A 25076-nucleotide genomic window follows, 5' to 3' on the forward strand; every position below is an offset into this window, starting at 1 on the left:
CCTCAGACAAGTAACCTCGGCGCCCCGAACTTTTCGGCAAAAGGTTTGTTCCCTTGCTTCAACAAAGTTCCTTTGGCCGGTCCCATTGGGAGCCGGCGCAGCGCGATCACCGCGCGGTGCTGGAACATTGGCGCCCCTGTGCTGTTAGGACGCCCGACAGCCCGCGTGTCCCATGTGGCAACGCCGATGATCAAAGGAGATTTCAATGTCTCAGTCGCAAACGACCACCAACCACGACGAAATTCGCAAATGGGCCGAGGAGCGGGATGGCCGGCCGGCAGTGGTGCGCACCAAAGGCGAGGGCGGCATCCTGCGGATCGACTTCGGCGAGCCCGAGGAAGCATTCGAGCCCGTCGAATGGGACGAGTTCTTCCGGATATTCGACGAGAATGATCTGGCCTTTCTGTATCAGGCCAAGACCGGTGAGGGGAAAGCCAGCCGTTTCAACAAGTTCGTCGAGCGCAATCAGAAGGGCTGATGACGCCGGTCAAATGGCCTATCTGTACGGCCAAGTTTTCTTGGAAGGCAAACTAATGCATCAGTTTTGCGCCGCGGGTTTTCGCCATCTCTTGCATGATGCCGTTGAGCCAGTTTTCAGTGGATTGACCAAGCTGTCTGCGGTCGACATCCCGGATCGCTTGCTCGAGCGTCCTCTCGACGAGCCGATCCGATGCCTCGACGTCTGCCAGCAAAAGGCGCGCCGCAAGTCGCAGTTTGGGCAAAAGCGCGAAGACGTCGTCGGAGGGGTCCGACATGGGGGTCTCCCGCCCAGATGCCTGCGGGGGAAAGAGCGCGTTGAACACCGCCTGGCTGCCCGAGGATTTCCGCAAATTGCTGGCGTAGCGTAGATGATCGGGAATGGCGATGTCGTCATCGCCACTGAAGAACACGAAGGGGACACCCCGGCGCATCAACTCATCGGCGATTGGAAACACGCGTCGGCCATTGAGATTGACGTCGAGGATTGCAGCTTCAGCCGTCCCGGTGTGTTTGGATGCCTGTTCGACGGTTGCAGCGGGACCGAGGATGATGGCACCCATATTGCTGAAAAACCGCGCAAGATCTCCCGCCATCGCCCATTCGTCTTCGACTATCAGAATATGCAGCCCCCGCAGGTCGCGCACGTCGTCATCCTTTCTTGGAACGGGGGTTAGAATGGAGCGGATTTGCCTTCCGAATTCTGTCGTCCAAGGCCGCCTGCAATTGTCTCGTAAGCGCCAGCATGCGATCAGGGACGGCCCCAGCATGGGAACTTCCAAGCGATCCAGGCTCCCCTGATACCACCGGCGTCGGGAGTTTTATGTCAGCAGATCGTTTTGCCATTGAACCACCATTGATATCGGGTTCAACGTCATCCCTGACGTCTTGTTCCATCCGTCTTGCGCGCTATATGGTTGTGTCCTGTCCGCCGGCCTTGAGGGGATTTCAGGTCGGGTCGGCGAAAGGGGGACATGACGTGACAGCCCAACCGAAAAGGTTTCCCATCGTGGGCATAGGCGCGTCCGCGGGCGGCATTCCCGCGATGGAAGGTCTGTTCAAAGGCGTGACCGGTCAGCCTGGTATGGCTTTCGTCATCATCACGCATCTCAGCCCCAAGCGCGAAAGCCTGTTGCACGAGGTCATCAGCCGCTACACCGACATGCCTGTCATTGTGATCGAGGACGGCATGGTGGTTGAGCCTGACCACGTCTATGTGATGCCGCAAAACGTGACATTGGCCATTGAATCGGGGGTGCTGCACCTCCGCCGGCCCAATGGGCTTACCCAGGAGCGCAAGCCCATCGATATCTTCTTCGCCGCATTGGGTGAAGACCAAGGCGAATACGCCGTTGGCGTCATCCTGTCGGGCGGCGACTCCGATGGAACCCTGGGCGCCAAGGCCATCAAGGAGCGGGGCGGGTTTACCGTCGCGCAGGCGCCGGACGGCTACGGGCCGCGCAATCCCGACATGCCACAGAGCGCTATTGCCAGCGGACTCGTCGATGTCGCTGTGCCCGCCGAGGAGATCGGGGCGAAGCTGGAGGCTTTCGCCCGCGGCTTCGACCCGCTGGAAGGGCTGGCGGAAGAAGATGGCGACCATACGGCCGACATCGATAAGGTGCGAGAACAGATATACGCCATTCTGCGCAGCCACTCCGGCCACGACTTCTCGGGCTACAAGACCAAGACATTCCTGCGCCGCGTGAAGCGGCGCATGCAGATCGCCCAGGTCCATTCCATCAGCGCTTATATAGACTGGCTGAAGAAGGATGCTCGCGAGGTGATGAGCCTTTTTCGCGATCTGCTGATCAATGTCACCAACTTCTTTCGCGACCCCGATGCCTTCGAGTTGCTCGAGCGAAAGATCATACCGCAGCTGTTCGAAGGCAAGACCGCCAGCGACACCGTCAGGGTCTGGGTTCCCGGGTGCGCCACGGGCGAGGAGGTGTTCTCCATCGGCATCCTGCTGCGCGAACACATGGAGAAGCTTACGGTCGTTCCGCGCGTCCAGATATTCGCCACCGACATCGACGAGCCGGCGCTGGCGGTGGCGCGGGCGGCACGCTATCCGGAAGCCTTGCTGCAAGGTCTTTCTCCCGAACGCAAACAGCGGTTTTTCAACGGCGATGGCGAAAGCTATGTCATCAGCAATGCGATACGCGAACTGTGCATCTTCTCGCCGCACAGCGTCATTCGCGATCCACCCTTCTCGCGCATGGACTTGGTCTCCTGCCGCAATCTGCTGATCTATTTCGGCCCGATCATCCAAAACCGCGTCATCCCTGTCTTCCATTATGCGCTGAAGCCCGGCGGTTACCTTTTCCTTGGCACCTCCGAAAGCGTCGGGCAGCACGACGATCTGTTCGCCACCGTCGACAAGAAACATCGCATCTTTCATGCGCGGGAGCATGCCTCACCGCACATCAGACTGCCGGCCTTGATCGGGGAAAGTCATTCCAGCGTCTTCCCATCCGAAAGCGCCGGCTCGAAGAAGGGACTTGTCGGCTATCCCTTGCGGCAGGCAGTGGAGGCGCAGGTGCTGGAACGGTTCGCGCCGCCGCATGTCCTGGTCAACGCCGAGGGCGATGTCGTCTATTATTCGGCCAGGACCGGCAGATATCTCGAAGCGCCACAAGGGATTCCCAGCCGGCAGTTGCTGACGATGGCAAGGCGTGGGCTGCGGCTGGATCTCCGCGCCGCACTGCGCGAAGCGACGACCACGCGCCGCACAGTGGTGCGGGAAAACCTCACCGTGGAGGAAGACGACGAACGGGTCCAGCCGATCAGGCTGACGATCGAGCCGCTCGCGGAACGCGGCAACGGCGAGCCGCTTTACCTTGTCCTTTTCGAGCCGTCGGGCCCGACGCAGGCCCGCTCAGAGGAAGACGGCGGCAGCCGTGACAGTGACAGCACCGCCGATCTCGAGCGGGAACTGCGCGATACCAGAGAGCGCCTGCAATCGATGATCGAGGAATACGAGACCGCGCTGGAGGAGGTGAAATCGTCGAACGAGGAACTCGTCTCCGTCAATGAGGAGGCGCAATCCACCAATGAGGAACTCGAAGCCTCGAAGGAGGAGATGCAGTCGCTCAACGAGGAACTCAACACGATCAATGCCGAGTTGACGGCCAAGATAGAAGAGCTCAATCACGCTAACGGCGATCTGCGCAACCTGTTCGAAAGCACTGACATCGCGACCATTTTCCTCGACCGCAGCCTTGTGGTCCGCACCTTCACGCCGGCGGCGTCATCCTTCTTCAGCCTGCGCCCCTCCGATGTTGGCCGGCCACTGACGGATTTGTCGAGCCAACTCGACTACCCAGAGTTGAAGCAGCACATCGACAAGGTGTTCGAGACAGGCGAGATCCTGAATCACCATCTGGCGCGCGATGCCAGGGGCTTGTTCCACATGGTCCGCATCAATCCCTATCGGGACAAGGGCAACAGGATCCAGGGCGTGGTGGTGACACTTGTCGACGTTACCACGCTGGCACAGGCAGAAGAGCATCAGCAGGTGCTCATCTCGGAACTCAACCACCGGGTCAAGAACATGCTTGCGGTGATCGCCAGCATTGCAAGCCGCACGCGGGAAAGTTCTGATACGAAGGAGGAGTTCGCGGATGCGCTGATCGGCCGCCTGCATGCCATGTCGCGGGCCTACGGCCTGCTGACCCGGGAGAGATGGAAGGAAGCCTCGGTCAGGGAATTGCTCCAGCAGGAGCTCGAACCCTTCGGCATCGAGCGGGTTGAACTCGATGGCGCAGACGTGAAATTAGGCCCGCAACAGGGGCTTTCCCTCAGCATGGCCATTCATGAACTGGCCACCAACGCGGCCAAGTATGGCGCTTTGTCAAAAACCGACGGCAAGGTCAGTGTGCAATGGTCGATCGAGGATGACAGTTTCACATTTGGCTGGCGAGAGAAGGACGGTCCTCTTGTCAAGGCGCCCTTGGACAACGGCTTTGGCCTGACCTTGTTGCAAGGAGAAATCGGTTACAGGCTCGGCGGCCATGTCGAGACCGCGTTCCACAAGGACGGCCTCAGCGTCCAGATCGCGTTTCCGGCAAATCACAAGGAGGCGCCGTGAGCGACGACAGGCCGCGCGTTCTGGTGGTCGAGGACGAATGGCTGATCGCCGAAGACGTCGCGTCTCGCCTGCGTGCGGCGGGTTATCCGGTGATCGGCCCGGTCTCGTCGGTCGCCGCGGCTCGTCAGGTTATCGATGCAGGCAAAGCCGACGTGGCGCTGCTGGACATTCAATTGAACGGTGAAACAAGTCTGCCCGTGGCCGAAACATTGCTGGCTCGCGGCATCCCCTTCGCATTCATGACCGGATTTGGGCCGCGCGACGTTCCCACACCCTTCCGAAACTGCAAATTCGTGCCGAAACCGGCAGGCGACGCTGCACTTCTCAACACCCTGGCCGACCTGGCATCGCTTCGTCCCGACAAACACTCGCTGTGATTTCAAGAGGCCGGTTTCGATCAGTCCAGGGGCTTGTCGGTCGGCCTAGGCGTGGTGCTCGCCTGACGCGGCCGCCCGGCGTTTCGATTGGCAACCGGATTGTCCGGCGGCGGGGCCGATGGCCGGGATGTGCCGGCGGTTTTCGGCGTCAGCGGCTTGGCACCGGCATCCGTATCACTGGCGTCCCGTCTCGGGTGCGGCAGAGCATCGGCGTTTGGCGACCGGACGCTGGGTTTCGATGTGGGATTCCTCATGGCGATAACCTCCTTCGCAGCGGGCGGGCACGACAGTCTCGTCGCCCTGAGTTTATTCTGCGGGTCAACCGCCGCCACGGTCGAAAGTTCCAGGTTCCTCGGCAGCGTCGGTGCTATCCTTGGTGGGGAATCCGCGCAAGGCGGACCCCACGCAAGATGCCGACATCTCAGCCATGCGGTCGCATCACCACCTTGATGCAGCCATCCTGCTTGTCACGGAACGTCTTGTAGAGGTCCGGTCCCGCTTCGAGGTCTGCCCGGTGCGTGATCACGAAGGAGGGATCGATGTCGCCCTTCTGTACCATGGCCAGGAGCGGTTCGAGATAGCGTTGCGTGTGCGTCTGACCCATCCGGAAGGTCAGTCCTTTGTTCATGGCGGCGCCGAACGGAATATGATCGACGAGGCCGATATAGACGCCGGGCACCGAGATGGTGCCGCCTTTGCGGCAGGAGTAAATTGCTTCGCGAAGCACATGCGGCCTGTCGGTGCCGAGATAGACGGCAGCCTTGACCTTGTCGAGCATGGAGTCGGCACTGGCGCCGGGATTCGATTCCGTACCGACACAGTCGATGCAGCGATCCGGACCGCGGCCATCGGTCATCGCCATCAAGGCGTCGTAGATATCGGAGTTGCTGAAGTCGAGCGTCTCGGCCTTGCCGTGCTCGCGAGCCATCGCCAGCCGCTCCGGCACCTTGTCTATGGCAATGACGCGGCCGGCGCCGAGCATCCATGCGCTCTGGATGGCGAACTGGCCGACCGGACCGCAACCCCAGATAGCGACGGTGTCGCCTGGCTCGATGCCTGCGTTTTCAGCCGCCATATAGCCGGTTGGGAAGATGTCGGAGAGGAACAGCACCTGTTCATCGTCCATTCCCTCGGGCACCTTTATCGGACCGACATCAGCGAAAGGAACGCGCAGATATTCGGCTTGCCCTCCCCAATAGCCGCCGACCAGATGCGAATAGCCGAACAGGCCAGCCGGGGATTGTCCCATCACTTCGGCAGCCTGTTTGGCATTGGGATTGGACCTGTCGCAAAGCGAGAACAGCCCCTTCTGGCAAAACCAGCATTCGCCGCATGAGATGTTGAAAGGCACCACGATGCGGTCGCCCTTTCTGAACTTCGAATGGCCGCTGCCGACGTCCACGACCTCGCCCATCGTCTCGTGTCCGAGCACATCGCCCGACTCCATCGTCGGCATATATCCGTTCATCAGATGCAAGTCCGAGCCGCATATGGCGCAACAGGTGACTTTGATGATGACGTCACGATCATCCTCGATGGCGGGATCAGCCACCTGGTCGCATCGAATGTCGCCTTTGCCGTGCCACGTGAGCGCTTTCATGATGGTGCTCCTGCCTTGGAAGAAGGTCGGCAGAAGAGTCTGCCCGACATTTTGGTTTGGCGTGAAGGCCGAACGTCAGCCTTTGGAGGCAGAACCCGGCTCGGCCATCTTGCGGTGCTGTTCGGCCAGCGTGCCTGCCGGCGTCACATGCGCCGCGGCGACCTGCAGCTTGTTCTTCCAGCCGCTGATGACTTGTTCCTCACCGTCCATCATCGCCTCGTAGCCGGCCTCGGCCACATCGGCGGGATTGTCCTTCTCATCGGTGCCGACCTTGGTATCCATCATTTCGGCGCGTTCGAAGAACCGCGTCTGCGTTGCCCCGGGCATCAGCACGGTGACTGTGACTCCTGTGTCCTGCAATTCATGACGCAGTGCGATCGAGAAGGAATCGATGAAAGCCTTGGTGCCGTTGTAGACCGCCTGGAAAGTGCCCGGCATGAAACCAGCGATCGATCCTGTGAAGAGGATGCGGCCTCGGCCGCGGCGTGCCATCCTGGCTCCGAGTTGATGCGCGAGATAGACGGTACCGGTGATGTTGGTGTCGATGATGCGGCGGACTTTTTTCCAATCCTGATCGACGAAACCACGGCCGAGCCCACGTCCGGCATTCAGGAACAACAGGTCGACATCGCGATCGCCGATCCCGGCGATCAAACGATCGACACCTTCCTCGGTCGCCAGATCGGCCTCGATGGTTTCGACAGTCACACCATGCGAACCGAGCGCCTCGGCGGCCTGCCGGATCGCAGGTTCGTCGGCGGCTATGATCAGATGGTAGCCGTCCTTTGCGCACAGTTTGGCAAGTTCCTTCCCAATGCCGCTCGAGGCGCCCGTCACCACGGCCAACTTTTCATTCGTCATCACGTCCTCCGAACTTCGCTTCGGCCGAACCACTGTCGGAGCTGATTGTTCCGTGCGGGTTGATGCGCGGCCGTATGCGGGCCGTGACAACGATTTGTTCTTGAGTTCAATGAACACGCGGCGTGGAGAGGTGGAACAACTCAGGTCTGGGCGAGTTCGATATCATGCAGCATCGTTGCTCCCCTTGTTTGATGCTGCACGATCGGGTCCCCTCAGCCTGATCCGCTCGCGCTTTCTATCGGAAAGCGCGAGCATCTAATCACCTCGACAATCATGTTTTTGGAACAACAAACCCGTTCGGCAGTTCGGGGCGCAGGAGGAATAAAATGCAATACGCCGAAGAAATCGCGCTCAGGCGCGTGAAAATGCTGGTCGAACAATATGTTGTCGCCAGGAGCAGGAGATATGATTTCGTCTCGACGGAACTTGCCTGCAAGGCCATTCGCCAAGTCGTACGAAGTCCGATCGAAGACGCCGAACTGGACCATTTGCTGGCTAGAAGCGCGGTCAAACAGGGGCTCTCGGTGCGGTTCGACCGAATAGGTCATTGGCAGGCGGCTTCGCCCGAACTCAGCCAGGAGAAATCAGCATGAGGGCAGTCCTTTTGGTGTCGGCTGCATTCCTCGCCTTGGCGGGGTGCAACGACAATGCCGATCCAGCCAAGTCCAAGACGGACACTACGAACAGCCAGCCGGTGGACAAGAATCCCACGACGGACACCAACCCGACGCCGCAGACCAGCACCGGCGGCGACCAGCAAGGTACGCAGCCAACGCAGCCCGCATCTCCAAAGCCAAGTGGCGACTAGGCCTATGGAGCGACGCAACGTAATAATCTCGCTGGTGATAGCGGCGGTCATCATTGTCGGTTTCATCGTCGGCTTTTTCTACGTTGACATGGGCTGGCAGACCTCCCCGCTGAAACGTGCGCCGGAGCAGAACCAGGGCGGCAATGCCCCGGCGGACACCGCCCCGGCTGCGGGCGTCCAGAAAAATCCCAGGGAAAACACGGAAATGCCGGGGCAACAGTGATCGACGGCCGGCAGCAACAGGAGAGGGCGACCTCGCGGTGACCCTGCCGAACTGAGTTCAATACAGCACCGATCTGGAGTGTGGATGATGGGCATCCTTTCCGACCTCGACAAGAAGCTGACGGACAATATGTACGAGCATGGCAGCGAATTCACCGATGCGGTTTCGGATCTGCCGGAAGCAGTCGTGGAAGCGGTCGAACGGCTGATGTTTTTCATCCAGCCCGACGCGCGCGATACAGTCAGAACTCAGGTTCTCGGCCTCATTCACGAATACAGAATCCAAGACGCGCCGAACGGGGATCGCCCCGCCTGACCTTCAGCTTACGCTGATGCGGCAATTGAAACCGATCGGGACCTGGCTCGCCGCCTCGTGCTCCGGATCGGCGGGCGCGGTCGTTGACGGACCCGACGAGTGCTCTAGATCAGATTTACGCCGGCCACGGTTTTGTTGGGTCGGGGGAGACTATTCGGTGGCGCACCAAACGCCTGATTTGATCGTTAGACGCCGCTATCTCAGGCACGACTGCCTGTGCTTGCTGTTGCTGATGTTGTCGGCATGCTCATCTTCCGATCAGATCGAGCAGCAATCACGAACAGCGGCCTCCGCATCGCAGACCGTGTTGATGGCGCTGGACGCCTGGGCGGCAGGGGCGGCGCCGACCGCATACACGGTGGGTACGCTGCAATCGATCGGCGAGACGCTTACCGACGCCGGGGCGCAAATCCGGTCCGCGCAAACCAGTGAACCCGCCGAGCAAGCTTCACTGACAAAGGCAGTCTACGATTTGTCGGTCGCGGTGGCGCGTGCAGAGGCCGGATTGCAGGCGGGCGACCGGCCGGAAGTCCAAGACGCGCAACAGGATCTACGGCTGGCGTCGCGTTCGCTCGCTACCGCCTACGCCAAGTATTTCGCGCCGAAGCCATGAAGAAGCTCATGGAAATATCCCTCGGCGTCGTCACCAGCGTCGGCGGCTTCCTCGAAGTCGGGTCCATGGCGACGGCGGCGCAGGCAGGCGCGATGTTTGGCTTCCAGTTGATCTGGGCGGTGGTGCTAGGCACCATCTGCATCATCTTCCTTGTCGAAATGTCCGGCCGGTTCGCGGCCGTGAGCCATCACACGATCTCCGACGGCATCCGCGAGAGATTCGGCTTCAACGTCTTTCTATGGCCGTTGCTGGCCGCCCTGCTGGTCAATTTCCTGGTGCTGTCCGCCGAGATCGGCGGCGTCGCCATTGCGCTCGAATTTGCCACCGGCATAGGCTTCCAGTGGTGGGCACTGCCGGTGGCTTTGCTGGCGTGGCTGCTGCTTTGGAAAGGCACCTTCGGCTTCATCGAGAAGGGCGTATCTATTCTCGGTCTGGTGACGCTGTGTTTCGTCGTCGGAGCGGTGATGCTGAGACCCGATTGGACGGCAGTCGCAAGGGGCGCCGTGCCTTCGCTGCCGGTCCACGATGCCGCCAATTACTGGTTCATGGCGGTGAGCATTCTCGGCGCCTCGATATCGCCCTACCTGTTCATGTTCTATTCCTCGGGGGCCATCGAGGACAGGTGGGACAAAAGCTATCTCGGAGCCAATCGGGCCATAGCGGGGTTGGGCATGACTTTCGGGGGGACCATCTCGATCGGCGTGTTGATCGTGGCCGCTCTCGTGCTCGCCACGCATGGCGTCACCCAGGTGGACGACTATCACCAATTGCCGTTGATGCTGATATCCATATTCGGCTTCTGGGGCTTCGTGCTGTTTGTTGCCTCCCTCGCCATTGCCTGCTTCGGCGCCGCACTAGAGGTCGGGTTGCAACAGGCCTATCTTGTGGCCCAGGGTTTCGGCTGGAATTGGGGCGAGGATCGCAAGCCGCGCGACGATCCGGGTTTCAGCGCCACCTACACGATATCATTGCTTTTGGCGGCTATTCCCATCGCGCTTGGTCTCGATCCGCTGAGGCTCACCATCTTCTCCATGGCGCTGACGGCAGCCAGCCTGCCGCTGACGGTCGTTCCTTTCCTGTTTCTGCTGAACGACAAACGTTATGTCGGCGAGCATCGCAATGGCTTTTTGTCGAATGCCGCCGTCATCTTCATCATCGCGCTTGGCTTCGTACTGGCGGTGGTGACCATCCCGCTGCAGATATTCGGGGGCACATGATGAAGTTGCTGCGTGATCTCCTCGACAAGCAGGTGGTCGACCGCGAGCAGATCAAGATCGGCAAGGTCGACGGGCTGGTGGCGGAGTTGCGGCCTGGCAAGCCGCCTCGGATCATTGCCATCGAGCTCGGCTCCATCACCCTGGCACGTCGCCTCGGCGCAGGGCCTGGGCGCTGGATGGCGCGGCTCGCGGTCAAGCTGGGTGGCAAGCAGCATGGCGAACCCCATCGGATCGCCTGGCACAAGGTGAAAGATATCGGCATCGATGTCGAGTTCGACATCGATGTGCGAGAAACGTCGATCTTCGCCTGGCAGGACTGGTTGCGCGACCATGTCATCGGGCGCATTCCGGGAGCTTGATAATGACCACGGTCAATCTCGAGCATCTGGCAGGGCGACGAGTACTCTCGCAGCGCGGCAAGAATGTCGGTTATATCGAGGAGATCCACGCCGAACGGGACGGTGACGATTTCCTCGTCACCGAATTCCATGTCGGGGTCTACGCTGCTTTCGAGCGTCTTTCGGCCTCGGCCATAGGCGTGGCGGTGCTGGATCTTTTCCGATTGCGCCGCCGCGACGGTCTATACCGCATCCCTTGGGACAAGCTCGACATCTCCGATCCCGCGCGACCGCGGCTGCTGTGCCCAATGACCGAACTCTCAGGCATGAAGGGCGCACCAGACCTCCATGAATAGGCCGTGGGGTGCTGCATCGTCGGGATCGTTCTCAGCGCAGCATGCTTGCCGCCAGGAAAACCACGGCTGCTATCAAAACGACAGCTGCAATCACCAAAACCGGCCAGTTGGCGCCAGGCCGCAGTTCCGGCTCGCCTTCGACCGGGCGCATGGCATTGGCAAAGCTGGCATCGTTTTCGAATTCTGGACGATTGCGCGGCGGACTTGTCCCAGCGACCGGATTTTGTGTGTCCGCGGCCTCTGCGTCTGTCTCAAGCGGGGCAATGGCGGGATCGAACCCCGGCGTCTTGTCCTGCGTCGCTCCTGCCTGAACTTCGCCTCTGGCCGCGGCAGGGGTCGGACTTGAAACCTTGGCCATGATTTCTCCCTTTCAACCACGCCCTGGCAGACTTGCACTTGTGAGCGCGGCGAGAGCAAAGCTTGCGTGCGCCGGAGCGGCCTACCACGGTCGATTTGCTCGCCATGCGGTCCCTCGTAGCGCACGCCAAACTTCTGCCGCCGCCGATTTGTTCCAAGCAGCAACACCCACGGCCTGAGTCGGTTCACACGAGGCTGTGTCGCTCAAGAATTTGGCTCGAGGCGGTTGTCGCCTCGTGGATTTTGAAGGAGAAGAAGAATGCCCAATCAAGGTGGTAGTCACGAACAGCATGTGAAGGCAGGCCAGCAGAGCCACAAGAACGCCGACAATAAAAACCGTCAGCAACAGCAGGCCGCTGGTGGTGGTCAACGGCAGCAGGGCGATGGATCCGGCATGCGTGGTGGAACCCACGAACAGCACGTGAAAGCTGGCGAACAAAGCCACAAGAACCGCTGATCGCGGTTGATTTCAGCAGACCCACCCCGAAGTATCGGGGTGGGTCTGATTGCATCTGAAGGGGTACCGACGAAGAGGCCGGGTCGCGAAGTCGCCCCGGCGGCTTTGGCGCCGGGCACAACCAGTCAGGCAGCTTGCTCCAGGGCGCGCTCATTGACACCGCCTTCGCCCAGCCCGGAAAGCGCTTCGTCCGTCGCGACCTCCTCTTTCAATGTCTCGTTGAGGAGCTTGACCACGTCGCTCTTGCCAAGCTGTTCAGCCCACGCGACCAACGTGCCATAGCGCGCGATTTCATAATGCTCGACGGCCTGTGCCGCGCCGACCAGCCCTGCATCCAGCGCCGGGTCACCCTTGTATTCGTCGAGAATTTCCGACCCTTCCTCAAGAATGCCGTCGATCGCCGGACAGGTCTTGCCGCGGGCCGGTTTGTCCATAAGTTCGAACACTTGCTCGAGCCGATCGACCTGGCCTTCGGTTTCCATGCGATGTTTCTCAAAGGCCGCGGCCACCTCCTCGGATTCGGCGCCCTTTGCCATCTTCGGCAAGGCTTTGAGTATCTTCTTTTCAGCGTAGTAAATGTCCTTCAGCCCATCGAGGAACAAAGCCTCCAGTCCCTTTGTCGTCGCTCTTTTTGCAGTCGCCATGATTTGTCTCCCTGGATTGTCGTGAAAGCTCACCGGCGGTGTAGCCATGGACTAACTTTCCATGGAAGCAGTTGTTCCCTGGGCGCGACTCGGAAGGGCAGCACGCCAAACACCGCTTTTGTCGAAAACCGATCGCTGTCAAAAGGCGATGGATGATGACGGTGTGAGAACCGCCGGCAGGGGACGGAGAGCACCGGGGTTCTTCGCGCGATATGGAGCAGATGGTGAAAAGAAACCCTTCCGATGGGTTCATATACAAAATCATATTTACATATAAAACAAATCATGATGATCTTGCAGTCGTGCAACGCTAAGGTGGTTGGTTCCGGCGTATATCGCCTGAGCCTGAATGCCAGCAGATGATCGTGCACAAATGAAATCAACATGATGTCGCGGTCGAGCCAGCCGTGCATTGGTCGGATCCGGGGAGTACGGCATGCCGTTTGATGTCATCGTTGTCGGAGCCGGCGCAGCCGGGGCTGTTCTTGCCGCCCGGCTCACCGAAGATGCGGCCACGACCGTGCTTTTGCTGGAAGCGGGGCCGGACTACCGAAGCGGCGAGCAACCTGCCGAGATGGCGAGCCCAAATCCCTTCAACCTGCTGCTTCCCGATCATTTTCAGCAACAATACATGTATCCCGACCTGATGGCTCGCCGCACCAAGCGGCAGGAGCATCGGGTCTACTGGCGCGGCAAGGGGCTTGGCGGTTCGACGGCCGTCAATGGGCAGATTGCCATTCGCGGCGTGCTCAATGCATTCGACCGCTGGGAGCAAATCGGATGCAAGGGCTGGTCGGGAGCGGATGTGCTGCCCTTCTTCTGCCGCCTGGAGGACGACCCGATCGCGGCCAATTTTCACGGCAGCGGCGGCCCGATTCCGATCTACCGCGCGCCTGTCGAAAGCTGGGGAAGCGTCGACAAGGCCATGCGCCAAAGCGCGATGGCTCTCGGCCATCCCTGGCATGACGATCTCAATGCTCCGGATGCCGAAGGGGCTTGCACCTATCCCATCAACAGTCGAGCCGGCAAGCGCGTGTCGGTCAATGACGGCTATCTGGAAGCTGCCCGCGACCGGCCGAACCTCACCATCATCGGGCAGGCGACGGTGGACAAGGTGCTTTTCGATGGCAAGAAAGCGATCGGCGTTTTGGCCATCGTGGCCGGTCAGGTTCGCAAATTCGAGACGCCGCTGGTTATCGTCTCGGCCGGCGCCATCCACTCTCCGGCCATCCTGCAGCGCTCGGGCATCGGTCCGGCGGCTCTCTTGAAACGAAAGGACATCGAGGTGCTTGCCGACCTGCCGGTCGGCGAAGGTTTCTTCGACCATCCTTATTGCCGCATCGAACTGAAGCTGAAGCCGGAATTCAAGGCGACCGATGTCGACGCGCGGCATACCAACTGCTGTGTGCGGATGAGTTCCGGCGTGCCGGGTGCCGAGCGCGACGACATTCTCTACGTCGCCATGAACCATGGCGGTATCGGCGTGGAGTCCGACAGCGCCCAGTTCGGCGAGGCCATGGTCAATCTGATCCTGATGGAGGCCAAGAGCCGCGGCACCGTGCAACTGCGTTCCGCCAACCCTTTCGACCAGCCGATCGTGGAAGAGAACATGCTGGACGATCCAATGGATCTCCAGCGCATGCGTATCGCCTATCGCCACCTTGGCGATATTGCCCGGCAGGCGCCGATCCAGGCGATCGCCGAGCGCGTCCTGCTGGGGGATTCCGATCTGCCTTTGTCATGGCTCGAAACGGCAAGCGACGAGGAGGTCGACAATTTCCTGCTGGCGCAGTCTTCCGATGCGCAGCATGGGATCGGAGGCTGTTGCATGGGGGGGCCCGGCGAGGCCGTGGTCGATCCGGAATGCCGGGTCTACGGTTTGGAAGGATTGCGGGTTATCGATGCGTCGATCATGCCGCTCGATTGCCAGGCAAACACCAATCTCACCTCGATCATGATTGGCGAGAAAATGGCCGACAGCCTGCGCCGGTCCACCTGACAGCTCTCTGCCGAACTGCATATGGTCGCGAGGGCAGGCCCGCGCAAAAAGGCGCGGGCCTTGAATGTCAGCGAGTGACATCCACGGTAATCGTCTTCAGGTCGCACATTTCCATCAGCGTGTGCCGCCCACCGGTGCGACCGAGGCCGCTCTGCGTCCCGGCGGCGCCGCCGGCGGGAATATGCGGCTCCCAATAGCAGCTCATCTCGTTGATGTTGACGATGCCGACCTTCAGGCTTTCAGCAAAGGCAAAGGCGTTCTTGATGGTGCTGGTGAAGACTGCGGCCGACAGGCCGTAGGGGCTGGACGCCGCAAGTTCCATCGCCTCCCCGTCGGTCTCGAAGGTCAACACGGGTGCGATCGGCCCGAAGGATTCCTCGACATTGAGCAGGCTTTCCCGGGTCAGTCCTGTGACGATCGACGGCTCGAAATAGAGATTGGTGGCAAAGCCCGCTGCCACATTGCCGCCGGTGACGATCTCGGCGCCGCGCGCGCGGGCGTCCGCGATGTGGCTGAGCACCTTGTCGACGGCCACCGCATTGTTGATCGGACCCATCGTCGTCGCGGGATCGAAAGGGTCGCCCATTTTCACCTTCGCGGCCGCTTTCACGAGACCTTCGATGAAACGGTCATGGACGGATTTATGCACCAGCACGCGTTCGGTGGCCGTGCAGATCTGCCCGGCATTGGCAAAGCAGCCGGCCCCGACCTGGGCGGCAGCCATGTCGATATCGGCATCGGCCAGCACGATGGTCGGACCGTTGCCGCCCATTTCGAGCAGAAGCGGCTTGCCCGCGCCACGCCGGGCGATCGTCGCGCCGGTGGCGGAACTGCCGGTGAAGCCGATGGCATGGGTGCCCGGATGAACGACCGCCTCGTCGCCCACCTCCGCACCGTCACCCAGAACGAGATTGATGGCGCCGTCCGGCAGGCCCGCCTCGATGAAGCATTCGACAAGTGCAGTGGCAATCAGCGACGTCGTCGGCGCGGGCACCCAGACGACGGTGTTGCCCGTTGCGACGGCCGGTCCGAGATAGTAGAGGCAGGGCAGGGCGAGCGGGAAATTCCAGGGTGTGATGATGGCAAAGACGCCCTTCGGCTGCAGGAAGCTGAAGGCGCGCTTGTTGGCATCGGCAAGCGGAAACGCCGCCGTCTCCAGCCATTTCATTTGCTCTGCCGCATTGCGGAAACCGAGAGCTGCCGCCGACGCTTCGGCCTTTGCCTCGCTGTGGAAGGGCTTGCCCTGTTCCAGGCAAAGCAGGCGCGCAAGCTCCTCGGCGCGCCTGTCGATCGCGTCGGCGATGCGCATGCACAGCTGAGCGCGCGCGAAGGTTCCCATCTTGCGCATGGTCTCGCGTGCGCCTTCGGCGGCTTTCACCGCGCGACCGACATCGGCGCGGGTGGAAAGGGAGAGATAGCCGAGATGCTCGCCCGTCGAAGGACTGTCGATTTTCAGGAATTTGCCCGAGCTGCCCGCAATCCACTCGCCGCCGATGCGGTTGATGCCGATTCGGGCGGCTGCTTCGGGCTCCGAGACGATCGCCATGCCACGCAGGTTGGGGCCTTCGAGAGAAGATTTGAAATGGACTGTCATCATGCGTTCCTTTGGCCGAATTCGGATTGGATGTTCAAAATGGCGGCGCGGCTGCGTTCCACGGCTGCGATGAAAAGTCTGCTGCCGGCCGAAGCGCTCGCCTGCGATGGCGTGCCGATGACGCCGTTGTCGCGGATGGCTTCGAAACGGCGCCAGACGGTGACGGCCGGCGCCGCGTAAAGGTGAGGATCCGGCCAGGATGGCGGGGTGCCTCCTGGTGGGATGAGATCGCGGCGAACGCCGTCGCCAAGCACATGCATCATCAACGAGGTTTCAAGCGCGCAAGCGTGACCGGTGCCCGTGGCGGCATCGGGCAGGGCCTCCGCCGCCACGTCGGCGATGAGATCGAAATACGAGAAACCCGCGGTGACGATGCCACGCTGGCCAAGGGTGGTGATCGCCACCTGGATGGCGGCGCGGTTTCCGCCATGGCCGTTCAGCATGACCGGCAGGAAGCCGTCTTCGGCAAGGCAGGTGCAGAGATCGACGAGCACGGCGATGAAGGTCCGCGGACTGAGGCTCATCGTGCCGGAGAAGGAGCGATGATGCTCGGACGAGCCATAGGCGAAAGGTTCGGCGACACGCATGGAAGCCTGTCCTTCCGCCGCGGCGAGAGCGACTGCTTCCGCAAGCCAGCAATCGACGCCGAGAGGCAGATGCGGGCCATGTTGCTCGACAGCCCCGAGCGGCAGAATGACGACGGGTTTATGCACGCCGGCTGTCGCGTGTCTTTCCGTATCCGGCGAGGTCATCAGCGCAAAGCTGGACCTGGGCGGGATCGGCAAGGCCGGAACTGGCTCGCTCATCGTGCTGCCTCGACGAGCCGCGCCTTGGCGTAAGTCATGCCGGAATCGGCCAGGAGAGCGACCATGATGATTGCACCCTTGTAGAGTTCGAGGCTGGAAGGATCCGTGCCGAACACCCGAAGCGCAGTTGTCAGCAGACTGACGATCAGGGCGCCGACGACCGCCCCCCACACCGTTCCCCGTCCGCCGAAGATACTGGTGCCTCCAAGCACGGCAGCGGCGATCGCGTCCAGAAGCAGCGAGGTACCGCCGATATTGGGCGTCACGACAGGCACCCGGCTGATCATGATCACGGCCGTCAGGAAGACGAAGATGCTGGAGGCGCAATAGACGAGGATCGTGTGTTTCGTCACCGGGATGCCGGCAAGTTCCGCGGCTCCGGCATCCGACCCGAGCGCATAGGTACGCAGCCCGAAACGGCTGTGCCGCATCAGGATTGCTGCTACGGCAACGATCAGGAGCGTTGCGAAGATGACATTGGGAATGCCAAAGCTGCGCTCAATGCCGACCGCGCGAAGCGTCGGATCCTTCAGCATCAGGACGCCTTTGGAGGCAACGGCAAGCGTTGCGCCCTGCAGCGCGACCATTGTGGCCAGTGTCGTCACGAAGGGCGGTATCTTCAACAGTGCGATAACGGCGCCGTTCGCGAGGCCGATCACCACCATCACGGCAAAGCCGACGAGCAAGGCAAGCGGCAGGCCGGCGCCGCCGTCGATCAGGCTGGCGATGAAGACGGCGCAGAAGGCGACGCCGACGCCGGCGGACAGGTCGATGCCCGCCGTCAGCAGAACGATCAGAGCCCCAAGCGCCAGGATGGCGATCGGGGTCGCCTGGGCGACGATGTTGATGAGGCTGGCGGTTGAAACGATGCGGGCGTCGATGAGCGCGAAGATCGCCAGCAGGATGACCAGCAGGATCAACGGCGAGAGGTCGAGAAAGCGCCTGCACCAGATGTTCTGTTGGCGGGTCATGAGGGTTCTCTCATCGGATGTGCCAGTCTTCGACCGGTTCGCGCAGGCCTGATTTGACGCTGCGCAGGATTGCATCATTGAGGGCGACGGCGCGCAGGGCGTCGCCAACCGGCATCACGAAAGGGGTATCGTCGCGAACCGCCGAAATGAAATGGTGGACCTCCTCGAAGAGATCCCCGGTGATACGGCCATTGACGGTCGGCCAGTGCAGGGCGTCGGGTTGCGACCACTGTCCATGCGACAGGATGCGTAGACCGTGGTCGCGCACGTCGAGGTCGATCATGCCTTCGGTGCCGATGATTTCCGTGCGTGCCCAGATGCCGGTCGGAACGGTCGGTGGCAGCGTCCAGCCGAAATAGAGCTGTCCGCTCATTCCGTTCGACAACTCGACGGTGGAGAAGATCGCATCTTCGGATCTAACTCCGAGCGAAGGCATGAGCTTGGCGACGGGCCGGGAGTAGACGGCGATGATGTCCGAACCCGAGATCCATTGCAGCGCATCCACGTCATGCACGCCGAGGTAGAAGCAGACGCTCGAATTTCCGTTCATGCGAAGACCGACTTCGCGACTGGTGAAACGGCCGCTGCTGCCGTGGATCGGCTCGCCGATCCGCCCGGATCTTACCGCTGCCGCGGCCTCGCAATAGCGAGGGTCGAACCGCAGGATGTGGCCGACCAACAGGCGTGCGCCGCTTCTCTCCGCTGCTTTCGCGATCGCCTTGGCAGGGGACAGATCATGAGCCATCGGCTTTTCGAGCAGCACCGGCTTGCCGGCATCGAGCAGAATGCGGCAGACGTCTTCATGCAGCGTGTCGGGTGCCGCCACGATATAGGCGTCGGCGGCATTGGCGGTCAGCGCGGTGGTGGCATCGCGGAAATACCGGGCACCGAAATCCGACGCGGCCTTGCTCCCCGTGGCAGCATTCGGATCAACGAATGCCGACAGTTCGGCGACAGGACTCGCGGCAACCACCTGCGCATGCAGGAGACCCATGTAGCCGGCACCGACGATGGCGATTTTCAGCTTGCTCAAAGGGTTTCTCCTTACAGGCATGGTGCAAGGTTGGATGCTGGCCGGGGTGCGCAAGCTTGTGGTGTGATCGTGCGATCACCGAAGGCCAGCGTCATCACGTCTTCTTCCGTCGCCCCACGAGCCAGCGTGCCGACAGAGTGGCCTTCGCGCATGACGACGATGCGGTCGGCAACGCCGAGAACCTCGGGCAACTCGCTCGACACCATGAGGATCGCCGCGCCCTCGGCCTTCAATCTTGCGATTAGGTGATGGAGTTCGGATTTTGCGCCGACGTCGACGCCGCGTGTCGGCTCGTCGAGCAGGATGATCTTCGGCTTAGTGGCAAGCCATTTGCCGATGACGACCTTCTGCTGATTGCCGCCCGAAAGCTCGATGGTCATCTTGTCGGGCTGGGCCGGCCGCACGCCGAGTGAGCCGATGAGATCGCGGGCGAGTGCCAGGATGCGGCGAGGTCTCAGCAGGCCGAAGTGACTGTTATCGCGAATCCAGGCGAGGGACAGATTGTCCCTGATCGACATCGTGCCGACGAAGCCTTCCAGATGCCGGTCTTCGGGTATGTAGACGATGCCGGCGCGATTGGCGGCCTTGGTGTCGCCGCCGGTCTGCTGCCCGCCGAAAATTCTGAGCGTGCCGCCATGCATGGTCTCGAGGCCGGCAATCAGCCTGAGCACCTCGGAGCGGCCGCTTCCCATCAGGCCGGCGAGCGCGACGATTTCGCCCCTGCACACGCTGAGCGTGGCCGACTTCAAGAGCTTGCCATCGGAGATGTTGCTGATCTCGATCGCGGTTTCGCCGACTTGCGCTTCGAGATAGGGGAAGATGTCGCCGACATCGCGCCCGACCATCATGGAGACGATCTCGGCCTCGTTGGTCTGGCGGGTCTGGCGCTCGCCGATGAACCGTCCGTCACGCAGAACGACGACGCGGTCGCACTGGCTGAAGATCTCTTCCATCTTGTGCGAGATGTAGAGGATGCCGGCGCCGCGAGCTCTCAGCCTGTCGATCAGGTCGTAGAGCTGGTCGCGCTCGCGGTTGGAGAGCGCGCTGGTCGGCTCGTCCATGATGAAGAACCAGGCATCGGACAGAACGGCACGGGCAATTTCCACCATCTGCCGGTGCCCGACGGAAAGCGTTCGCAGCTCCGCGCCAATGTCGATATCGAGCGACAGCTCGTCCATGATGGATTTCGCATCGCGCCGCATCCGGGCCCGGTCGAGAAATCCCAGGCGGGTATGCGGTTCGCGGCCGATGAAGAGATTCTCCGCCACCGTCAGGTCCGGCGAAAGGCTGAAATGCTGATGGATGACGCTGATGCCCTTGGCGTCGCTGGGGGAGTGGAACTGGACGGCGTTGCCGTCGATGACGATCTCACCCTCGTCCGGACGATGCAGACCGGAAATGCACTTCACCAGCGTCGATTTTCCGGCCCCGTTCTCGCCGGCAAGTCCTACCACCTCGCCGGCCGAGACGGCAAAGCTGACACCGTCGAGTGCCTTGACGCCCGGAAAAGACTTGCCAAGCCCGCGCAAGGCGATGCTGTGTTTGCCGACCGGTGTTGCGGCGGTGTTGCGGGGCGACGGGGTGGACTTGCGGCCACTGGTTTTGAACAGGGCGGCGACACTCTCCGGCTGGCTGGTGAGAACGGCCACCAGAATGAGGCTCGCGGTCACGAAGTAGATCAGGATCTGTGGTACCTGCAGGAAGGACAGGCCGGTGTTGATGACGCCCAGCAGCAGCGCCCCGATCGCCGTTCCCCAGATGGAGCCCTGGCCGCCGGACAGTTTCGTGCCGCCGATGATGGCGGCTGTGATGGCTGTAAATTCGAGGCCGGTGCCGGCAAGCGGCTGTGCCGAACCAAGGCGGCCGATGGTGAGTATCGCGCCGAGCCCGGCCGTTGCGCCGGCAATCAGGTAGACGGAGATGCGCACGAGGTCGACGGGAACCAGTGAGGCCCGCGCTGCTCCCGCATTGCCGCCGACCGCATAGATCCAGCGCCCGTACACCGTGCGATTGAGCACGAACCACCAGAGGCCTAGGCAGATGGCGGCGATGATGACGGAGACCGGCAGGAGGCCGATCGTCTCGCGTCCCGCGAAAAGCAGGACCGGATCGGCGACCGCGATACTGGATGCGCCTGAGAGACTGAGCGCCAGGCCGCGCGCAAACGCCATGGTGGCGAGCGTTGCGATGAATGGAGAGATGCCGGCAAAGCCGATCAGCGCTCCATTGAGCAGACCGATTGCGGCACCGCCACCGATCGCGGCGAGAAGGCTCAAGCTCGCCGAGCCGGTTGCCGTGTAGGCAAGGCCCGCGGCGATGCCGGAACAGGCAAGGTTGCTGCCGACGGAAATATCAATGCCGCGCGCGATGATCACGGCCGTCATGGCAAAAGAGATGAGGGCGATGACCGCACTCTGCTGCGCGATGCTGACAAGATTGCCGGTCGACAGAAAACGCGGATCGATCCAGCCGAAGACGGCGATGGCGACCAGCAGCACCGCGATGAGAACCGGTTCGTTGCGCCGCAGTAACGGAGAGGTCCAGGACTGGAACATGGGTTGGTCCTCTTGTCGAGCATCATGCGCGGTCACCACGGAAGCGGCGACGGCGATCGTCAGGAAAAGGGGACGCCGGATGATATGTCATCCGGCGCTTGAGCCGCTTTAGGCTGTTACTTTGCCAGGGTCATGGCGGTCGCCGGAACCTTGGGACCGAGTTGCTCGGTATAGTTCTTGGCTTCCACCGCCTCCTTGTCGGTATTGATGTATTCGAAGGTGAGGCCATCCGCCTTGAGCTTCGCCGCCGTCGCATCCGAGGTCACGAAATAGGTCGGCATGTAGAGATCCTGCGGCAGCTTTTCGCCGTTGGCCAGGCGAGCGGCAACGGCGATGTTCCAGTAGCCGACACGGTAGGCGCCGGTCAGCACGTCCATCACCATCTTGCCGTCGTCGATCAGCGGCTTCATCTCGGCGTCGCCGTCATAGCCGCCGTAGAGCAGCTGGGTTCCCATCGAGCTGGCAACGGAATCGGCGGCCAGGCAAAGGCTGTCGGAGATGCAGCCGATGGCCTTCAGATCCGGATAGGTGGTGAGCCAGGTCTGGGCGGCATTGGTTGCCTTGGCTGCGTCCCAGCCTGTCGGCTCGATGCCGACTACCTTGATGTCCGGAAACTCCTTTTTCAGGGTTTCGACAAAGCCTTTTTCGCGCGTGTCGGACACGAAGTTGCCACGCGAACCGACGAGCAGGGCGACTTCGCCCTTGCCGCCAAGCGACTTGCCGAGCGCGCGGGCAACCATCGACATGTTGTCGTAGTCCGGATAGAGCGTCGAGTAGTTCGAGCCGGCCTCGACCTTGTTGCCCATGGTGATCACCGGAATACCGGCGGCGGTGGCTTTCTGGATGACCGGAATGACCGCGTTCTTGTCGATCGGATCGATCAGGATCGCGCTGACGCCCTGATTGATGAAATTCTCGATGATGCTGACCTGTTTTTCCAGGCTGCCCTCGGCGCTCTGCCAGGTGGATTTCACCCCATAGTCGGCGGCAGCCACGTCGCCCGCTTCCTTCATGCGGACAAAGAAGGAATTCTGCAGGTCGATTGCCGCAAGCCCAAGAACCTTTTCCGCGGCAAGCGAGGGCGTCGCGGTGGCGAGTGCGAGCAGAGCAATGGATGCTTTTAAGGAAAGGCGCATGTTTCAGTTCTCCTCTTGTTGCGACAGGGCGATTCTTCGCCTCTTTTTCATGTCCCGCACGACGACCGTCCCAGCGACAGGCATTCCGGCGGTATTCCGCGGCACTCGTGCCGTATCCATGTCAGGGCCGCGTCCTGCGTGGACCGACCTTGTTCAACCTCAGCCATTCAGGCCTTCGACACCGGCGCCGCAGACAAGCCCGGCGATGCGGGCGCCGCGCGGTGGCTTGAAAGCTCCGCTCGTCAACGCGGCCAGCGATGCCGCCCCACTGAGGTCGGCGGCAATGCCGAATTCGAACCAGAGTAATTCAGCGGCCTTCTGCATGTCCGCATCCTCGACAAGGACGATATCGTCGACGTGCTTGGCGACGATCGCGTAGATGCTTTCATCCGTGCGGCCGCAGGCCATGGTCGCCACCTTCGTCGTTATCTCGGGCAAGCGAACGACACGGCCGGCAGCCAGGGAGGCGTGAAGGGTCGGTGAACCGGTCGGCTCGACACCGATGATCCTGGCTTCAGGTTTGACGTGCTTCAGGACTTCGGACATGCCACTGATAAGGCCGCCACCGCCGATCGCGACGATATAGATGTCGGCATCGGGAATCTGTTCGACCATCTCCAGCGCCACGGTTCCCTGACCGGACACGATCTGCGCATCGGCGAATGGATGCATGTAGAAGGCGCCGCGCGCCTTTGCCTCGGCCGATGCCGCCTCATGCGCTTCATCCCAGACATTGCCTGCGAAGCGAACGTCAGCGCCCCATTTGCGCAGCTTTTCCGCCTTCAGCGGGCTTGCATTGTTCGGCAGGTAAATGGTGGCGGGAACGCCGGCCTGGGCAGCCACATAGGCGGTGGCCAGGCCGTGATTGCCACCGGATGCGGCGATCAGTCCGTTTTCGATCCGGCTTGGCTCGAGCGTTTTAACCCGGTTCGTGGCGCCCCGAATCTTGAAGGAGCCGCTTACCTGGAGGCATTCCAGTTTCAGATAGACATCATTTTGAAGGTTTGCGCCCGTGGCATGGTCGAGCTTGACGACCGGGGTGCGCCGTATGAAGGGGGCAATGCGCCGGGCAGCCGCAATGATGTCCTCATGGCTCATCGGTCAGTGCCTCCGGATATTCGTTGGCAAGCACGAAGCAGCAATTCCCCGGACGCACGCGGCCGGGCTGACGCTTGGCGAAAACGATGCCGTCGATGGGGTGAAGGAGATCGATGGGCGCGCGTGACGGCGTGTGGAGGAAGTGAATGCGTCCGGCAAGGTCGCCTTTGCTGACGGCACTGCCGAGCGGGCTCAAGGGCTCGAAGACACCGTCCTCCTCGGAAAGCAGATAGCCTTCGCTTCCGGGCACCTTGAGCACGCGCGCGTTGGCGCCAGGGGCGATGTCAGGCGCGCCTTTCAGGACGCCTGCATGTTTCAGCACATTGCGGATGCCCCTGCGGCAGATGGCCAGCGCATCCGGACTGACAAGGCCGCCGCCGGCCATCTCACTGCCGATAACGATCAGCCCTTGGTGGTTGGCGGACGCGGTCGAAGTCCGGGTTTCACCGAGATTGTCGACCATGACAACGGTCGGCGCCCCGAAGGCGAGCGTCGCCCTGATGTTCTTGCGATGCCCTTGCGCGGTCGGGGATGGCTCAATGATTGCGCTCGGCAAGATCATCAGGGACGAACCGCCGGAATGGAGATCCAGGAAGTAGTCGGCCTTCGGAAACAGGATGTCATGCACATAGGCCGCGATCTGGCTTGTCAGCGTGCCGTTGAAATCGCCCGGGAAACTGCGGTTGAAATTCAACCCGTCGACCGGGGAGGTGCGGGTGCCGGCCTCGACAGCCCGAATGTTGATGGCCGGAATCGCAATGATGCGACCGGCAATATCCCGTGAATCGATCTCGCGCAGAAGCTCGCCGAGCGCGATCGGCCCCTCATATTCATCGCCGTGGTTGCCGCCCTCGATCAGGACCGTCGGACCGTCTCCGTTCTTGATGACGGCGAGCGGAACGCGGACCGTGCCCCAGGCATCGTCGTGCGGCGATTGGGGCACATGGAAGAAGCCGATCTGCTTGCCCTCGCGATCGAAATCGACCGACGTGTAAACACTGTTGTTCCGGGGAGCGATGGTTGCGCGCACAGTGTTTGCAGGTCTCGGTACGGTCATCGGGTCGGCCTCGAATTCATTGTCCGGCCATCATGTCAGTTTTATATATGGTGTCAAGTTTGGATATAAAACCAATGGCAATTCCGATTTCTTA

Annotated in this window: 27 protein-coding genes; 13 read left to right on the forward strand and 14 right to left on the reverse strand. The window is 61.5% G+C overall.

Annotated elements, in window-relative coordinates; genetic code table 11:
* Window positions 1-205 precede the first annotated feature (205 nt).
* The gene (locus tag NKI66_RS26465; RefSeq protein ID WP_127255003.1) at window positions 206-478 is read left to right on the forward strand and encodes a hypothetical protein; all 273 of its coding nucleotides are present in this window, start codon (window positions 206-208) and stop codon (window positions 476-478) included.
* A 52-nt stretch (window positions 479-530) separates the two neighbouring features.
* On the opposite strand, the gene NKI66_RS26470 is transcribed toward NKI66_RS26465, so the two are convergent.
* Entirely contained in the window at window positions 531-1124 is a 594-nt protein-coding gene (locus NKI66_RS26470) for a response regulator (RefSeq protein WP_352753497.1), read from the reverse strand.
* Window positions 1125-1456: 332 nt separating this feature from the next.
* Between NKI66_RS26470 and NKI66_RS26475 the strand changes: the two genes are divergently transcribed.
* Both NKI66_RS26475 and NKI66_RS26480 read left to right on the forward strand, forming a co-directional pair.
* Window positions 1457-4567: a CheR family methyltransferase gene (locus NKI66_RS26475; protein WP_352753499.1), complete on the forward strand. Its 3111-nt coding sequence runs from the start codon at window positions 1457-1459 to the stop codon at window positions 4565-4567.
* A complete protein-coding gene (locus NKI66_RS26480) occupies window positions 4564-4944 on the forward strand; it encodes a response regulator (protein ID WP_352753501.1) in 381 nt (126 codons plus the stop codon). Before NKI66_RS26475 ends, NKI66_RS26480 begins: the two co-directional genes overlap by 4 nt.
* Before the next feature lie 421 nt (window positions 4945-5365).
* Here NKI66_RS26480 and NKI66_RS26485 read toward each other — a convergent pair whose 3' ends face one another.
* Together NKI66_RS26485 and NKI66_RS26490 are read right to left on the reverse strand one after the other, a co-directional pair.
* Window positions 5366-6544 (reverse strand): zinc-dependent alcohol dehydrogenase, encoded by a 1179-nt coding sequence (locus NKI66_RS26485; RefSeq protein ID WP_352753504.1) that lies wholly within the window; start codon window positions 6542-6544, stop codon window positions 5366-5368.
* A gap of 75 nt (window positions 6545-6619) precedes the next feature.
* Window positions 6620-7405 carry an SDR family NAD(P)-dependent oxidoreductase gene (locus NKI66_RS26490; RefSeq protein WP_352753506.1) on the reverse strand — a complete coding sequence of 262 codons (786 nt, stop codon included), beginning with the start codon at window positions 7403-7405 and terminating at the stop codon, window positions 6620-6622.
* A 326-nt stretch (window positions 7406-7731) separates the two neighbouring features.
* Here NKI66_RS26490 and NKI66_RS26495 point away from each other — a divergent pair, with 326 nt between their 5' ends.
* The 8 genes from NKI66_RS26495 to NKI66_RS26530 all read left to right on the forward strand — a co-directional run bounded on the left by NKI66_RS26495 (window position 7732) and on the right by NKI66_RS26530 (window position 11275).
* Window positions 7732-7998, forward strand: a complete 267-nt coding sequence (locus NKI66_RS26495; protein ID WP_023809464.1) for a hypothetical protein — start codon at window positions 7732-7734, stop codon at window positions 7996-7998.
* Window positions 7995-8213, forward strand: a complete 219-nt coding sequence (locus NKI66_RS26500; RefSeq protein WP_352753508.1) for a hypothetical protein — start codon at window positions 7995-7997, stop codon at window positions 8211-8213. The genes NKI66_RS26495 and NKI66_RS26500 overlap by 4 nt, the downstream gene beginning before the upstream one ends.
* A 4-nt stretch (window positions 8214-8217) precedes the next feature.
* Window positions 8218-8436, forward strand: coding sequence for a hypothetical protein (locus NKI66_RS26505; RefSeq protein WP_352753510.1), 219 nt, complete (start codon window positions 8218-8220; stop codon window positions 8434-8436).
* 84 nt (window positions 8437-8520) lie between these two features.
* On the forward strand, window positions 8521-8751 hold the full coding sequence (locus NKI66_RS26510) for a hypothetical protein (RefSeq protein ID WP_031212583.1): 231 nt from the start codon (window positions 8521-8523) through the stop codon (window positions 8749-8751).
* A 157-nt stretch (window positions 8752-8908) separates the two neighbouring features.
* Complete coding sequence (locus tag NKI66_RS26515; RefSeq protein ID WP_352551570.1) at window positions 8909-9364, forward strand: hypothetical protein; 456 nt, start codon at window positions 8909-8911, stop codon at window positions 9362-9364.
* A complete protein-coding gene (locus tag NKI66_RS26520; RefSeq protein ID WP_023809459.1) occupies window positions 9361-10581 on the forward strand; it encodes an NRAMP family divalent metal transporter in 1221 nt (406 codons plus the stop codon). Before NKI66_RS26515 ends, NKI66_RS26520 begins: the two co-directional genes overlap by 4 nt.
* Window positions 10581-10940 (forward strand): hypothetical protein, encoded by a 360-nt coding sequence (locus tag NKI66_RS26525; protein WP_352551665.1) that lies wholly within the window; start codon window positions 10581-10583, stop codon window positions 10938-10940. The genes NKI66_RS26520 and NKI66_RS26525 overlap by 1 nt, the downstream gene beginning before the upstream one ends.
* Window positions 10941-10942: 2 nt before the next feature.
* A complete protein-coding gene (locus tag NKI66_RS26530; RefSeq protein WP_352551568.1) occupies window positions 10943-11275 on the forward strand; it encodes a hypothetical protein in 333 nt (110 codons plus the stop codon).
* Window positions 11276-11306: 31 nt separating this feature from the next.
* On the opposite strand, the gene NKI66_RS26535 is transcribed toward NKI66_RS26530, so the two are convergent.
* Window positions 11307-11633: a hypothetical protein gene (locus NKI66_RS26535; RefSeq protein ID WP_023809457.1), complete on the reverse strand. Its 327-nt coding sequence runs from the start codon at window positions 11631-11633 to the stop codon at window positions 11307-11309.
* A gap of 258 nt (window positions 11634-11891) precedes the next feature.
* Here NKI66_RS26535 and NKI66_RS26540 point away from each other — a divergent pair, with 258 nt between their 5' ends.
* The gene (locus NKI66_RS26540; protein ID WP_013530427.1) at window positions 11892-12089 is read left to right on the forward strand and encodes a hypothetical protein; all 198 of its coding nucleotides are present in this window, start codon (window positions 11892-11894) and stop codon (window positions 12087-12089) included.
* 125 nt (window positions 12090-12214) lie between these two features.
* Here the strand turns inward: NKI66_RS26540 and NKI66_RS26545 are convergent, their stop codons facing one another.
* A complete protein-coding gene (locus tag NKI66_RS26545; protein ID WP_013530428.1) occupies window positions 12215-12733 on the reverse strand; it encodes a YciE/YciF ferroxidase family protein in 519 nt (172 codons plus the stop codon).
* Between the two features lie 29 nt (window positions 12734-12762).
* Window positions 12763-13146 carry a hypothetical protein gene (locus NKI66_RS26550; protein WP_352753513.1) on the reverse strand — a complete coding sequence of 128 codons (384 nt, stop codon included), beginning with the start codon at window positions 13144-13146 and terminating at the stop codon, window positions 12763-12765.
* Window positions 13147-13169: 23 nt separating this feature from the next.
* Here NKI66_RS26550 and NKI66_RS26555 point away from each other — a divergent pair, with 23 nt between their 5' ends.
* Window positions 13170-14732 carry a GMC family oxidoreductase gene (locus NKI66_RS26555; protein ID WP_352753515.1) on the forward strand — a complete coding sequence of 521 codons (1563 nt, stop codon included), beginning with the start codon at window positions 13170-13172 and terminating at the stop codon, window positions 14730-14732.
* A 67-nt stretch (window positions 14733-14799) separates the two neighbouring features.
* Here the strand turns inward: NKI66_RS26555 and NKI66_RS26560 are convergent, their stop codons facing one another.
* The 8 genes from NKI66_RS26560 to NKI66_RS26595 all read right to left on the reverse strand — a co-directional run bounded on the left by NKI66_RS26560 (window position 14800) and on the right by NKI66_RS26595 (window position 24982).
* Window positions 14800-16326, reverse strand: a complete 1527-nt coding sequence (locus NKI66_RS26560; protein WP_031212579.1) for an aldehyde dehydrogenase family protein — start codon at window positions 16324-16326, stop codon at window positions 14800-14802.
* Entirely contained in the window at window positions 16326-17132 is an 807-nt protein-coding gene (locus NKI66_RS26565; protein ID WP_352753518.1) for a creatininase family protein, read from the reverse strand. Before NKI66_RS26565 ends, NKI66_RS26560 begins: the two co-directional genes overlap by 1 nt.
* Window positions 17129-18103 carry an ABC transporter permease gene (locus NKI66_RS26570; RefSeq protein ID WP_023809451.1) on the reverse strand — a complete coding sequence of 325 codons (975 nt, stop codon included), beginning with the start codon at window positions 18101-18103 and terminating at the stop codon, window positions 17129-17131. The genes NKI66_RS26565 and NKI66_RS26570 overlap by 4 nt, the downstream gene beginning before the upstream one ends.
* A 10-nt stretch (window positions 18104-18113) precedes the next feature.
* On the reverse strand, window positions 18114-19136 hold the full coding sequence (locus tag NKI66_RS26575) for a Gfo/Idh/MocA family protein (RefSeq protein ID WP_023809450.1): 1023 nt from the start codon (window positions 19134-19136) through the stop codon (window positions 18114-18116).
* Window positions 19137-19147: 11 nt separating this feature from the next.
* On the reverse strand, window positions 19148-21691 hold the full coding sequence (locus tag NKI66_RS26580; protein ID WP_352551557.1) for an ATP-binding cassette domain-containing protein: 2544 nt from the start codon (window positions 21689-21691) through the stop codon (window positions 19148-19150).
* A 116-nt stretch (window positions 21692-21807) separates the two neighbouring features.
* Window positions 21808-22827, reverse strand: a complete 1020-nt coding sequence (locus tag NKI66_RS26585) for a sugar ABC transporter substrate-binding protein (protein ID WP_023809448.1) — start codon at window positions 22825-22827, stop codon at window positions 21808-21810.
* 159 nt (window positions 22828-22986) lie between these two features.
* Window positions 22987-23925 carry a threonine ammonia-lyase gene (locus NKI66_RS26590; protein WP_023809447.1) on the reverse strand — a complete coding sequence of 313 codons (939 nt, stop codon included), beginning with the start codon at window positions 23923-23925 and terminating at the stop codon, window positions 22987-22989.
* The gene (locus NKI66_RS26595; RefSeq protein WP_050592648.1) at window positions 23915-24982 is read right to left on the reverse strand and encodes a succinylglutamate desuccinylase/aspartoacylase family protein; all 1068 of its coding nucleotides are present in this window, start codon (window positions 24980-24982) and stop codon (window positions 23915-23917) included. Before NKI66_RS26595 ends, NKI66_RS26590 begins: the two co-directional genes overlap by 11 nt.
* Between the last annotated feature and the right edge of the window lie 94 nt (window positions 24983-25076).

The organism is Mesorhizobium sp. M0518 (assembly GCF_040321125.1).
Lineage (GTDB): Bacteria > Pseudomonadota > Alphaproteobacteria > Rhizobiales > Rhizobiaceae > Mesorhizobium.

Bases quoted from the DNA above. Each gene is read 5' to 3' on its own strand.
- NKI66_RS26465 (WP_127255003.1), top strand. From the start codon at position 206: ATGTCTCAGTCGCAAACGACCACCAACCACGACGAAATTCGCAAATGG.
- NKI66_RS26485 (WP_352753504.1), bottom strand. From the start codon at position 6,544: ATGAAAGCGCTCACGTGGCACGGCAAAGGCGACATTCGATGCGACCAG.
- NKI66_RS26490 (WP_352753506.1), bottom strand. From the start codon at position 7,405: ATGACGAATGAAAAGTTGGCCGTGGTGACGGGCGCCTCGAGCGGCATT.
- NKI66_RS26495 (WP_023809464.1), top strand. From the start codon at position 7,732: ATGCAATACGCCGAAGAAATCGCGCTCAGGCGCGTGAAAATGCTGGTC.
- NKI66_RS26500 (WP_352753508.1), top strand. From the start codon at position 7,995: ATGAGGGCAGTCCTTTTGGTGTCGGCTGCATTCCTCGCCTTGGCGGGG.
- NKI66_RS26505 (WP_352753510.1), top strand. From the start codon at position 8,218: ATGGAGCGACGCAACGTAATAATCTCGCTGGTGATAGCGGCGGTCATC.
- NKI66_RS26510 (WP_031212583.1), top strand. From the start codon at position 8,521: ATGATGGGCATCCTTTCCGACCTCGACAAGAAGCTGACGGACAATATG.
- NKI66_RS26520 (WP_023809459.1), top strand. From the start codon at position 9,361: ATGAAGAAGCTCATGGAAATATCCCTCGGCGTCGTCACCAGCGTCGGC.
- NKI66_RS26525 (WP_352551665.1), top strand. From the start codon at position 10,581: ATGAAGTTGCTGCGTGATCTCCTCGACAAGCAGGTGGTCGACCGCGAG.
- NKI66_RS26530 (WP_352551568.1), top strand. From the start codon at position 10,943: ATGACCACGGTCAATCTCGAGCATCTGGCAGGGCGACGAGTACTCTCG.
- NKI66_RS26535 (WP_023809457.1), bottom strand. From the start codon at position 11,633: ATGGCCAAGGTTTCAAGTCCGACCCCTGCCGCGGCCAGAGGCGAAGTT.
- NKI66_RS26540 (WP_013530427.1), top strand. From the start codon at position 11,892: ATGCCCAATCAAGGTGGTAGTCACGAACAGCATGTGAAGGCAGGCCAG.
- NKI66_RS26545 (WP_013530428.1), bottom strand. From the start codon at position 12,733: ATGGCGACTGCAAAAAGAGCGACGACAAAGGGACTGGAGGCTTTGTTC.
- NKI66_RS26550 (WP_352753513.1), bottom strand. From the start codon at position 13,146: ATGCACGGCTGGCTCGACCGCGACATCATGTTGATTTCATTTGTGCAC.
- NKI66_RS26555 (WP_352753515.1), top strand. From the start codon at position 13,170: ATGCCGTTTGATGTCATCGTTGTCGGAGCCGGCGCAGCCGGGGCTGTT.
- NKI66_RS26560 (WP_031212579.1), bottom strand. From the start codon at position 16,326: ATGACAGTCCATTTCAAATCTTCTCTCGAAGGCCCCAACCTGCGTGGC.
- NKI66_RS26565 (WP_352753518.1), bottom strand. From the start codon at position 17,132: ATGAGCGAGCCAGTTCCGGCCTTGCCGATCCCGCCCAGGTCCAGCTTT.
- NKI66_RS26570 (WP_023809451.1), bottom strand. From the start codon at position 18,103: ATGACCCGCCAACAGAACATCTGGTGCAGGCGCTTTCTCGACCTCTCG.
- NKI66_RS26580 (WP_352551557.1), bottom strand. From the start codon at position 21,691: ATGTTCCAGTCCTGGACCTCTCCGTTACTGCGGCGCAACGAACCGGTT.
- NKI66_RS26585 (WP_023809448.1), bottom strand. From the start codon at position 22,827: ATGCGCCTTTCCTTAAAAGCATCCATTGCTCTGCTCGCACTCGCCACC.
- NKI66_RS26590 (WP_023809447.1), bottom strand. From the start codon at position 23,925: ATGAGCCATGAGGACATCATTGCGGCTGCCCGGCGCATTGCCCCCTTC.
- NKI66_RS26595 (WP_050592648.1), bottom strand. From the start codon at position 24,982: ATGACCGTACCGAGACCTGCAAACACTGTGCGCGCAACCATCGCTCCC.